The organism is Ensifer sp. 22460 (assembly GCF_052044935.1).
Classification (GTDB): Bacteria; Pseudomonadota; Alphaproteobacteria; order Rhizobiales; family Rhizobiaceae; genus Ensifer.
In genome coordinates this window covers 1-11,352 of the sequence record NZ_JBQENZ010000058.1, presented here as the reverse complement: position 1 = coordinate 11,352, position 11,352 = coordinate 1, and the positions used below count along the sequence as shown (strand labels likewise).

General features: G+C 61.8%; 9 protein-coding genes and 1 pseudogene. 1 reads left to right on the top strand and 9 read right to left on the bottom strand.

All coding sequences use genetic code 11. The features are described from left to right. The 7 genes and pseudogenes from ACTJKM_RS35665 to ACTJKM_RS35635 form a co-directional block, all read right to left on the bottom strand. A pseudogene (locus tag ACTJKM_RS35665) lies at window positions 1-977 on the bottom strand (IS110 family transposase); the annotation flags it as partial. 204 nt (window positions 978-1,181) lie between these two features. Further along, a complete protein-coding gene (locus tag ACTJKM_RS35660; RefSeq protein WP_058325757.1) occupies window positions 1,182-2,270 on the bottom strand; it encodes a glycoside hydrolase family 88/105 protein in 1,089 nt (362 codons plus the stop codon). Window positions 2,271-2,278: 8 nt separating this feature from the next. Beyond that, window positions 2,279-3,832 (bottom strand): polygalacturonase PglA, encoded by a 1,554-nt coding sequence (gene pglA / locus ACTJKM_RS35655; RefSeq protein WP_058325756.1) that lies wholly within the window; start codon window positions 3,830-3,832, stop codon window positions 2,279-2,281. A gap of 68 nt (window positions 3,833-3,900) precedes the next feature. Then, window positions 3,901-5,166 (bottom strand): ABC transporter substrate-binding protein, encoded by a 1,266-nt coding sequence (locus tag ACTJKM_RS35650; RefSeq protein WP_057248450.1) that lies wholly within the window; start codon window positions 5,164-5,166, stop codon window positions 3,901-3,903. Between the two features lie 40 nt (window positions 5,167-5,206). Next, on the bottom strand, window positions 5,207-6,301 hold the full coding sequence (locus ACTJKM_RS35645) for an ABC transporter ATP-binding protein (protein WP_057248451.1): 1,095 nt from the start codon (window positions 6,299-6,301) through the stop codon (window positions 5,207-5,209). A 2-nt stretch (window positions 6,302-6,303) separates the two neighbouring features. Then, window positions 6,304-7,188, bottom strand: coding sequence for a carbohydrate ABC transporter permease (locus ACTJKM_RS35640; RefSeq protein ID WP_440661870.1), 885 nt, complete (start codon window positions 7,186-7,188; stop codon window positions 6,304-6,306). A 3-nt stretch (window positions 7,189-7,191) separates the two neighbouring features. After that, on the bottom strand, window positions 7,192-8,073 hold the full coding sequence (locus tag ACTJKM_RS35635) for a carbohydrate ABC transporter permease (protein WP_057248453.1): 882 nt from the start codon (window positions 8,071-8,073) through the stop codon (window positions 7,192-7,194). A 212-nt stretch (window positions 8,074-8,285) separates the two neighbouring features. Between ACTJKM_RS35635 and ACTJKM_RS35630 the strand changes: the two genes are divergently transcribed. After that, window positions 8,286-9,209, top strand: coding sequence for a helix-turn-helix domain-containing protein (locus ACTJKM_RS35630; RefSeq protein WP_057248454.1), 924 nt, complete (start codon window positions 8,286-8,288; stop codon window positions 9,207-9,209). An 86-nt stretch (window positions 9,210-9,295) separates the two neighbouring features. Here the strand turns inward: ACTJKM_RS35630 and ACTJKM_RS35625 are convergent, their stop codons facing one another. After that, a complete protein-coding gene (locus ACTJKM_RS35625) occupies window positions 9,296-10,432 on the bottom strand; it encodes a mandelate racemase/muconate lactonizing enzyme family protein (RefSeq protein ID WP_440661869.1) in 1,137 nt (378 codons plus the stop codon). Between the two features lie 18 nt (window positions 10,433-10,450). Further along, window positions 10,451-11,352: 5-dehydro-4-deoxyglucarate dehydratase (gene kdgD / locus ACTJKM_RS35620; protein WP_440661593.1), on the bottom strand; the 902-nt coding region annotated here is incomplete at its 5' end.

Genomic DNA, 11,352 nt, shown 5'->3' with positions numbered 1-11,352 from the left:
ATGCAACACCACCGCTAGCTTGCGGGCCAGCGCCACGCGCGCCTTTCTGGGGCCGGCACGTCTTGCGACCGCCAGTGCCCAGCCCCTCAGATCGGAGCCTTTGACCGGTCGCGTCAGGATGACGTTGGCCGCCTCGAAGAGCGCGGTGCGCACACCCCCATGTCGCCGATCTTCGAGATGCGACCGCTATGATCGGTCTCGCCCGATTGATATTTCTTCGGCGCCAATCCGAAGTGCGGCCCGACCGCGCGGGAGGAGCGGAATCGCTCCGGCGCATCGACGGCCGCCACAAACGTCAGCGCCACCAGGACGCCAACGCCTGGCGTCGTCATCAGCCGCTGTGCGTTGTCATCCTGGCGGGCGATGGCATGCAGCTTGCGCTCAAACCCCGCAAATTCATGCACAAGCGCGTCGCGCACCTTCAGCAGTGCCATAGCGATCGCTTCCAAGGTCGAATGACCTGCAATCAGCACGCGGATACGTCCCGCGAAAGTGCGCCGTGTCGTCGGCCCGACCTTGAGGCCGAAGCCGCGCAGGATGCCCCGGATGCTCATCTCGATGTCGTGAAGCTTACCCTGAATGAGCTTGCGGGCAGTCAGCAGCGCACGCACCTCCTGGGCGGCAAGAGATTTGCAATGGACCGGCCTGAACCAGCCAAGCCGCATCAACTGCGCAATACCCCGGGCGTCCTTCTTGTCGGTCTTGACCGGCATCGTCTTGAAGGCGGCACGCACGTGGCGTGTCTCGATCAGCTCGACGGAAAGACCTGCTTTCACCATCCCGGCATGCAGCCACTGCGACAGGGGGCCGGCCTCCAGACGAATGCGCTCCATCGCCACGCCGTGCGCGCCGAACCAGGCGATCAGCGCATCGGGTTCGCTGAGGATCTTCGCTTCCCGGATGATCCGGCCATCCGCATCCACCACGCACACGCTCGAGTATTCCAAGGATACGTCGATGCCCGCATACTGCTTCATGGTCGTTTCTCCGTGATGCTATGGAGCAGGCCATTCCTGAATCCGCGACACCATCATTGTGAGGGACGACCACCGGCCCTTCAAACCTGCCGGGCCGGGTTCCGCCCGTTACACCATCTGGTAGGATAAAATAAGAACATTGCCGTCTGCACGGCCCCGGCGGAGCAACCGATGACTTAGGCAGTTCGCCGCCTCGGGTGCGGCTTAACCACAACGCCTCGCACTCTCGGCAAAGGCCATCATCAGAGGTCCGACGCCCTTGGCGTCATCGGCCACCACTTGCTCCGAGAGGTAGTAGCCGGGCGAGCCGTCGCGATAGTTGCCTTCGAAGCCGCCGAGGCCAGCGACACCGACGATTGTTGTCAGTCGAGTGACACCCTCACTATCAACGACAAGGCGCCTCGAAACCAGTGCATTGAGGGCGCGCTGGCCGGCCAAGATGGCTCGATCAGCCTGAGAAAGACCCAATCGGGCGGAGCGCAGCAATGCGTAGGCAAACATGGCAGAGGCAGAGCTTTCCTCATAATTGCCTGCCAGATCGGGTTCATCGAGGACTTGCGTCCAGAGGCCGGACGGCGTCTGGCGTGCCATCAACTCGTCAAGCAGCAGGTTGGTCCTCGAACGTAGCGCTGCGGTCGCCCTGTCGTTGGGCAGAAGCGCCAGCGCATCAACCAGTGCCATTGCCAGCCAGCCGACGGCCCGGGCCCAGACCGCCGGCGACCTGCCTGTAATTGGGTCCGCCCAACTTTGCTTCCGGCTGTCATCATAGCCGTGCACGTAGAGGCCCTTGGCGGTCGCGGTGAGCGCAAGTGCTGTCGCGAACTGCTGAAGCGCATCGGCAATCAGAGCCGGATTGTCGGTCGCAAGTGCGTATTCGATCTGAAACGGGAGACCCATATAGAGACCATCGAGCCAGACCTGGTTAGCGTAGCGCTGCTTGTGCCAATAGTTGCCGGAGGGAATGCGCGGATGGGTTTCGAGTTGGCCTGCGAGATGATCTGCCGCTTTCTTGTAGCGGGGATCCCCTGTTTCTACGGCGAGCGGGAATAGGACGCGGCCTGCAAGGATGTTGTCGATATTGTACTCCGCAGGATCGTAGCCGAGCAGTGTGCCGTCGGGAGCGACCTGGCGGTCGATAAGCCGGCGCTGGTGCTCGCTCCAGCGCTCCTCGCCGGTCGCCTCGAAAAGAAGGCGAAGACCGCGGTAAATGCAGCCGTCCTCATAGCACCAGCTTCCCCCCTTATAGGGAGTGTAGCGTCGCGCGAACTGGTCGAAATAGGTGGTCGGGTCCATCGGATATCTCATTCAAAGGAAACGGAAATCGAGGCTTTGCTCAAGAGCGCAGGTTCATCGCAGTCGACATCGGCGCACTCGGCGACGATCGTCTCGTGCCGCATCGGTCGCACCCGGTCAGCCATGATCGGAGGCGTAGCGGTCGCGTCGCCGCGATAGGACGCGATCTTCAACCGGCGAACTCTGGTGTTGCGGATCGGTGCTTCCGGCAGCCCGAGAAATGCCCCTGCCACGTGCGCGAGCTTGCGGATTTCGACGTCCTCAACGGTGACACCATCGATGATTGGGGTTCCCGGGCCGGTAGCAGCCGGCCGGCGCGATTGCACCCACTCATCGTGGCCGTCCGCGTCGCAATGATAATGGGCGTTGGCCGATAGCGCCGTCTCGACGCCATCCATGAGAACTCGCCGCATGGCAATGTTCGTGATCGAGCCGCCGCGACCGCGCCTTGTCTTCAGACGCAAGCCGCGATCGGTGCCGATCATCTCGCAGTCCTCGACGGCGACATCGTGCACGCCGCCGGACATTTCCGAGCCAATAACGAGGCCGCCGTGGCCGCGCTCCATCAGGCAATGGGTGACACGGATGCCGCGAGTTTCGGCAAGGTGGTCGTCTTCTCCATTTGGCCCGCGCTTTCCCGCCTTGACTGCGATACAGTCGTCCCCCACGGAAAATCGCACGCCGGTGATCGTGACGTCGCGGCAGCTTTCGGGATTGAATCCATCGGTATTCGGGCTGTCGGGCGGGGCAGCCACGGTAAGGCCTGCAGCGACCAGCCGGCTGCAACCTTGCGGATGGACTGTCCAGGACGGCGCGTTGCGGATCGTAAAGCCAAGCAATTTCACGTCCGTGCAGGAAACGAGGTGGAGGCCGCGCGGGCGGCGAGCGCCGTTACGGGTTTCCTTCGGCCAGCTCCACCAATCACCCAGGTCTCCGGATCCGTCGAGCGTGCCCTCGCCCTCGATCACCAGGCTTTCAGCGCCGATGGCATGTATTGGAGCGGAAAAACAGGCGGAGGGTAGTCCCTCCCAACTTCCGAGCATTTTGCCTTCCGCGTCGCGTGCGTCGAGGATGGGCCAACCCGTGCGACCTGAAGGTGCCCTAAGGATCGCTCCCTTGGAAAGGTTGAGGGTCATGCCGCCCTTGAGCCGGACAGGAAAGGCCGTCCAGTCTCCCTCGGGCAGGCGCAGCGTGCCGCCGTCCGGCACGGCGACGACGGCATCCGCCAGTGCGGCGGCATTGGCGCGGGCACCCTCAAGGTCGTTGTGACGCACACCCTGCACAAGCCCGAATGCGGTTGGATCGATCAGACCGGCGCAGGCTGCCGTTTCGAACTCGAGCGATTGGAACCCTTCGACCTCGAGCCGGTAGCGACCACCGGGCTGCAGATCGTGAAAAACGCTCACGACCGTCGTCGCCGCGCCTTCGCGCACGTCGCCGTCGCCAGTCAACGCCGAAAGCCGCCAGGAAGCGGGCTCAGGCACGCGATAGAGCGCTCCGGCTTTAGGCAGGCAAAGCGCTGCCGTTCGCGCTGACAGCGCGATGATGGACGGTCGGATCATGGTCTCGTTCTCTTGGCTTTTCCGGTAGAGTGGACCCGCCGCGGAAACCGTGGCGGGACATCTGACGATCAATCGAACTCGGCAAGCACGTCGTTCACCGTATCGATGATCTGTGCGGCTGCCTCATCCGCCTTCAGCTGGCCATAGGCGTACTCCTCCAGCGTATCGATGAAGGCTGCGCGCACCTCCGGATGCTCGTTGAAAGGCGAGACGGCCGGACCGCTTGCGGCAACGACGATAGCGTTTGCTGCGCGCACTTCCGGCTCGCCCTTGTCACCGAGGCGGGCAGCGGCGGCCTTCGACGCCGGCAAGCCGCGCGAGGTGCCTAGAGCATCGATGCCCTCCGGTTCGTTCAGCAGGCAATTGACGATCTGCGCTGCCGCATCGGGGTCTTTGGAGTTCTTTGAGATCGAGAAGACCATGGAGGGCTTGCGATAGACGCCTTCCGTCACCGCATTCGGAAGCTTCAGCATTGCCACGGGCTTCAAGACCTGACCGTCCTTCAACGGGTCTGAATATTTCGAATAGGTCGAATCCCATTCGTAGGAGCCGGCAATCTTGCCGTCGGCCCAGGCGGGCTTTTCGAACAGATTGACGTTGCCATCGGCTGCTTCTTCCTTCTGCGACCTGATCGCCCCGGTCTCGACCAGCTTACCCAGGAACGATATGCCCTCCGTAAGCTCCTCCGGTGTCCAGGCAACGCGATTGGTCGCGGGATCGACCAGATCCTTCCCGGTCTTCTGGACGACAGCCAGGGTCGTCAGGAGTTGCGCCGTCTCCTTGACGGCATTGAAGGTGTAGTAGTCCTTGCCGAGCTTCTCCTTGATGGTCGCCGTTGCCGCAAAGAATTCGTCCCAGCTTTTCGGAATGGCGACGCCTGCCTTTTCGAAGGTCGTGGCGTTGAAAAAGAAGACGCGGCCCGTCGTCGAAACCGAAAGCCCCTGCAGCACGCCGTTCATCGAACCGGCCGACAGATCCGCCTCACTCCAGTTGGAAAGATCGATCGCTTTGAGCTTGCGCAGATTGGCAAAACCGTCGCCATTCTTCGAGAACAACGGCAACCACGGCCAGTTGACCTGAATGATATCGGCTTCGGTCTTGCCGGCCATCTGGGTCGTCAGCTTTTCAAGGTAACCGTCAAAGCCGGTGAACTCGCCTTTGACCGTGTGGCCGTATTTTTCGCCACAGGCGGCGATCGCCTTCTGGGTGGCGACGTGGCGGCTCTCGCCGCCCCACCAGGCCATACGCAGTTCGGCGGCGTGCGCCGTCGTGCCAAAGGCCAGAGCGCCATAGGCGACAGTGGCCAGTGCTGCGATCATTCTTTTCGTTCTCATCGAATTTCTCCTCCTTGGAATGGGGCCGAACGCTGCCTCCTCACAGCGAGACGTTGCGGCCATCGGTCTTGTCGAAAACATGCAGGTGATCAGGATCCGGGCGCAGGCGGATCACGTCCGATTGGCCAAGTGCCTCGAACTCGGCGGCGCCCACGACGCTCACCAGCTTGCGGCCATCAAGGTCGGCATGCAGGTAGACTTCGTGCCCCATGAACTCTGCATTGCTGAGCCTTGCAGACAGACCCGGCCCATCGGCGACGAGCGAAAGATGTTGCGGGCGCATGCCGAGCACGGCCTCAGCAGGTCTCGCCGAAAGCCTGCGCTCGAGATGGGCGCCAAGCGCCAGCCGCTGGCCTCCGATCTGGAGTTCGCCACCTTGAAGCGTCGCATCGACAAGGTTCATCTCGGGGCTTCCGATGAAACCGGCGACAAACAGGTTTGCCGGTCGATTGTAGAGCTCCTTGGGTGTCGCCACCTGCATGATTCGGCCAGCCTGCATGACGCAGATCCGGTCTCCCATGGTCATGGCTTCCGTCTGGTCGTGGGTCACGTAGATCACCGTCGAAGACAGGCCTTCGGCCTTCAGCTGTCTGTGCAGATCGGTGATGCGCACCCGCATCGAGGCCCGCAGCTTGGCATCGAGATTGGAGAGCGGTTCATCGAAAAGGAAGACGCCCGGCTTCTTGATGAGCGCGCGCCCGAGCGCCACGCGCTGCGCCTGACCGCCGGAGAGCTGCTTCGGCAACCGGTCGAGCAGCGGCTCAATCTCGAGGATCCTGGCGACGTGCTTGATAGCTGCGTCGATCTCTGCCTTCGGCTTGCCGGCAATCTTCAGCCCGAATGCGAGGTTGCCGCGCACCTTCATGTGCGGATAGAGCGCGTAGTTCTGGAACACCATGGCGATCGAGCGCTTGCCGGGCGGCAGATCGTTGACGCGCTGGTCGCCGATCACGATCTCGCCGCCCGAGATCTCCTCGAGCCCCGCGACCATGCGCAAGGTGGTCGACTTGGCGCAGCCGGAGGGGCCGACGAAGACCATGAACTCGCCATCCTCGATGTCGAGATTGATGCCGTGGACGGCCTTGAACGCGCCGCCATAGATCTTTTCGAGGTTTTTCAGTTGAACCTTTGCCATGGTCAGCCTTTGACTCCCCCGGAGGAGATCCCTTCAATGAAATACCGTTGCGCAGCGAAGAACACGACCAAAGCCGGTGTGATCGTCAGCACCGACATTGCGAGAATGCGGTTCCATTCGAAGGCTTCTGTGGTGTCGATGGAGAGTTTGAGCGCGAGGCTCACGGGATATTTGTCGACCGAGGACAGATAGATCAGCGGCCCGAGGAAATCGTTCATCGTCCACATGAACTGGAACAGGCAGACGGAGATCAGCGCCGGCGCCAGCATCGGAACGACGATGTAGACGAGCGTCTGGAGACTGTTTGCGCCATCGACGCGCGCCGCCTCTTCCATGTCTGCCGGCAAAGAGCGCAGGAACTGCACCAGCATGAAGACGAAGAAGGCATCGCCGGCAAAGGCTGAGGGCACCCATAGCGGCAGGAAACTGTCGAGCCAGCCGAGATCGCGGAACAGGATGTATTGCGGGATGCGCGTCACGACATTCGGCAAGAGCAGGATCGCGATCACCGAAGCGAAGAGGATCTTCCTGAACGGGAAATCGAACCGCGCGAAAGCGTAGGCCGCCATGGTGCAGGAGATCGCCGTACCGATCACCTTCGGCAGGATGATCAGGAACGAATTCCAGAAGAACCGGCCGAAGGTATAGGGCGTCGAAGTCTGCCAGCCTTTGATGTAGCCGTCGGCGGTCAGGTTGTCTGGCAGGAAGCCAGCGCCGGCGAAAATCTCCGAGTTGGTCTTGAAACTCGCGCCGACCAGCCAGATCAGCGGATAAAGCATGACGAAACCGACTGAAAAGAGCAGCACGTAGCGAACTGTCGCCGACAGCAGGCGAAGCCTTGCCCTGCGTACGGCCTGGTGGCCGTTGAACGTTTGAAGATCGACCATGGCTCAGTTCCTCTTGTCGCCGGCGTAGAAGACCCACTTCTTCGAAGACCAGAAGGCGACGAGGGTCAGCACGGTAATGATGGCAAAGAGCACCCAGGCTATGGACGAGGCATAACCCATGTTGAACTTCTTGAACGCCTCGTCATAGATGTAGAGCGGCAGCAGGTATGTGGCCTTCAGAGGACCGCCCTGAGTGATGATGTAGGGGCCGTTGAACTCCTGGAACGCCTGCACCATCTGCATGATGAGGTTGAAAAAAATCACGGGAGTCAGCAGCGGCAGGGTGATCCAGAAAAAGGTCCGCACCTTGCCCGCGCCATCGATCGCCGCTGCCTCGTAGAGCGACTTGTCGATCGATTGCAGTGCTGCCAGGAAGATCACCATCGCCGAACCAAACTGCCAGCAGCGCAGAAGCGTGATGGTGAAAAGCGCATTGGTCGGATCGCCGAACCAGTCGACCGGGGCAAGCCCCAGCGTGGCCAGCATCATGTTCGCAAGTCCCTCCGAAGCAAATACGTAGCGCCACAGGACGGCGATGGCGATCGACCCTCCAAGGATCGATGGCACGTAGAACGCCGTTCGGAAGAGGCCGATAAATTTCAACCGGTAATTCAGGATCGCGGCGATGAAGAGTGCAAAGGCGAGCTTCAACGGCACGGTCAGGAACACGTAGAGCAGCGTGACGTTCAACGACTTGATGAAGGTGCGGTCACGGGTAAACAGCCGCTCGTAGTTGGCGAGCCCCGTCCAGCGCGGCTCGCTCATCAGGTCGTAGCTGGTGAAGCTCAGGTAGAACGAGCTGATGAACGGGATGGCCGTGAAAATCAGAAGGCCGATGACGTAGGGCGCCAGATAACCGAGCCCGAGAAGGCGGTGTCCTTTCATGCCGCTCCTCCCGGAGGGCACCGAAATGCTGCCTTTATAGATACAGTTTCGTACAAATTACGCTCCCGGATCGGCACGGACGAAAGCAGGACTCTCCCTTTTTCGCCACGAACCGATCCCTCCTCCCAGACGATACGGTGCGCACAAGCGGCTTATGCGGTGACAATCACCCATCTCTCCTGCAGAATGAATTCACAAAGGCGAGGAAAAAGATGGACGAAATTGAAGGTGGCATTCTCTCTGCGATTCCACCGACGGCGCTGAGCCTCAATCTGACGCGAGCCGCTATCCGCATGGAGCACTCGCACACCTGGCGGATCGACAAGTCCAATGAGGTCGATGACCTTGTGATCTGCCTCGAAGGGCGCGGGCATTACCTGATAGACGGCGAACCTCGGATCATGGAGCCGGGTGACGCGATGCTGATTTTGCGTGGCCAGCGTTTCGTCGGATGGAATGAGGGGCGGGAGACCTACCTCGGCGTTGCGCAGCACTTTACGCTCGATATCTACGGGCGCCATAACCTTATCGCGCAGATGGACCTACAACCGAAATTGCGCCTCACGCGCTGGGCGCTTCTCGAACCGCTGGTCCGGCACTATCGCCAGAGTGTGCCTCCCTCCTCCGTCACGCTCGGTCAGCATCATCTCTTCATGGTGCTGCTCATTGCTTTTATCGAGGACGCATTCATCGGATGGCGGGACCACGCCACTTATCAGCCCGAGGGCGCCGATGCGATCGACCTTGCTGTCATGAAAGCTGCCACGATGATCTCCGCCAACCCGCTCGATCCGGAGATTGCGACACGAGCGGTCGATGCATCGCCCTATAATCGCGACTACTTCCTGCGCGAATTCCAGAAGCGAGTGACCCGCACGCCGCGAAAGTACCAGGAACTGAAACGCATGGAGCGCGCCATGCATTTCCTTGAGGCTGGTCTTTCCGTGGCGGCTGCCGCAACCGAAGTCGGCTATTCCGATCCCTATTACTTCTCCCGCATGTTCAAGCGGACCTTGGGCCTCAGTCCGCGCGATCACCTGAACAAGGTGCGCCAGAGTCGAGATGGTGGCTTGATGCAGCTTGACGAACCCGAGCAAGCACTTGCGCTCGCGGACGGACTTGCGGCCAACCAGTAGGAGACGCGGTCGGCACCGTTGAGATCAACGCACGTCCCGCCTGCTGGGGGAGCGCGTGGTTGGCGCGTTGGCCTCCCGCGCTGTTCTCACCCTTGAGATACTTTGAATTCCGAGAGCGCACCGCGATCGATCTCTATGCCGAGACCGGGCGCGTCCGGGATGGCAACGACACCATTCACGGCCTCGATCGGCGTCTTCAGCACCGCCTGGCGGAAGGGATTCTCCGTCCGGTCGAACTCCATGATCGGCTCGATCGGGTTTACCCGCACCGGATCTGGCGTCATCGCCGCCATGAACTGTAGCGCCGCGGCAAGATGCACGCCGGTACCCCAGACATGCGGCACGATGCGCACGCCGTGCAACGTAGCAAGACTTGCAATCTTCGCCATCTCGGAGAACCCACCGCAGCCGCAGAGATCCGGCTGCAGGATATCGACGGCGCGGCTCTCGATCGCTGGCCACATGCCGTAGCGTGTATGCCAGGTCTCGCCGCCGGCGACCGGGATGGGCTGCCCGGCTCTCACCTCGCAATAGGCCGAAAGCTGTTCCGGCACCACTGGCTCCTCGAACCAGTCGATATCGTAGTCCGCCGCCGCCTTGCCGAGGCGGATCGCCTCGGTGACGGTGTAGCCGTGGTTGGCGTCGATCATCAGCCGCATTTCATCGCCGATCGCCTCGCGCACGGCGCGGATGACGCGCAGGTCTTCGTCGATGCTAAAGCCGATCTTGATCTTGCAGGCGTGAAACCCCTGCGCCCGGCGTTCCGCCATCTCCATGGCATTGTCGGAGACGCGGTCGACCCCGTCGCGCTTGAAGCTGCCGGTCGCATAGGCGCGCACGCTCTCGCGCCAGCGGCCACCGAGCAGCATGGAGACCGAGGCACCGTGATGTTTGCCCTTGATATCCCAGAGCGCGATGTCGATGCCGGACAGCGCCGTGATCGCCAGACCGCGCTGCCCCTGATCACGCAGCGCATTATAGAGGATCGCCCAGAGTTTTTCGGTCTGGCGCGGGTCCTGGCCGATCAGCCAGGGGGAATAGGCGGCGACCACGGCCGCATTGGGTCTCGCCGGCCCAAGGCATTCGCCCCAGCCGACGGTCCCGTCATCGCATTCGATCTCGACTAGCACATGCGCGCGCCGATCAAAGCGCATCGACGCGCTTTCGAACGGCACCGCCAGCCGGTGCTCGAGGAGATGGGTGCGGACGGCGGTGATCTTCATGCCACTCCTCCCTGCCCGTCACGCTTTGCGCTTGTGACTGCCGATGAGGGCGTCGAGCAGCTCGACTTCGGCCCCCGTCAGGTCCTTGAGCGGGCTGCGCACCGGACCCGCATTGAACCCCTGCAGGCGCACGCCCGCCTTGACCGCCGAAACGGCATAGCCCTTGGCGCGGTTGCGGATGGCCATGAACGGATAGAAGAAATCGTTGAGGATGCGCTCGCAGGTGGCGCGGTCGCCGCTGCGCAGCGCCGCGTAGAACTCGTTGGCAAGACCCGGAACGAAGTTGAAGACGGCGGACGAATAGGTGGTGAAGCCAGCACCGAGATAGGCCTCGGCAAAAAGCTCGGCGGTCGGCATGCCGCCGAGATACATCAGCCGGTCGCCCATCTTGGCGGTGACCTGGCGCACGAGGCCGATATCACCGGTGCCATCCTTGAAGCCGATCAGGTTCGGGCATTCGTCACAGAGCCGCGCCAGCGTGTCGGGCTGCAGCACGGAGTTGTCACGGTTATAGACCATGACACCGATGCCGACCGACTGGCAGATCGTCTTCACATGGGCGTAGAGCCCTTCCTGCGGCGCATCGATCAGGTAGTGCGGCAGAAGCAGAATACCGTCCGCACCCACCCGCTCGACCGAGCGGGCAATATCGACCGCAACCTCGGTGCCGTAGCCGCAGCCGGATACGATCGCCGTATCGCCGGCAACCTCCTTGGCGGCGGCGACGATGCCGGGGATTTCATCGGGCTTCAGCGAGAAGAACTCGCCAGTTCCGCCGGCCGCAAACAGCACCGGCGCCTTGTAGCCGGCCAGCCACTCGACATGTGCCTTGTAGCTCTCCGGCGCAAAGCGACCGTCTTTGTCGAAGTGCGTGACCGGGAAGGAAAGGAGGCCCGATCCAAGCGCGGCCTTGATCTGTT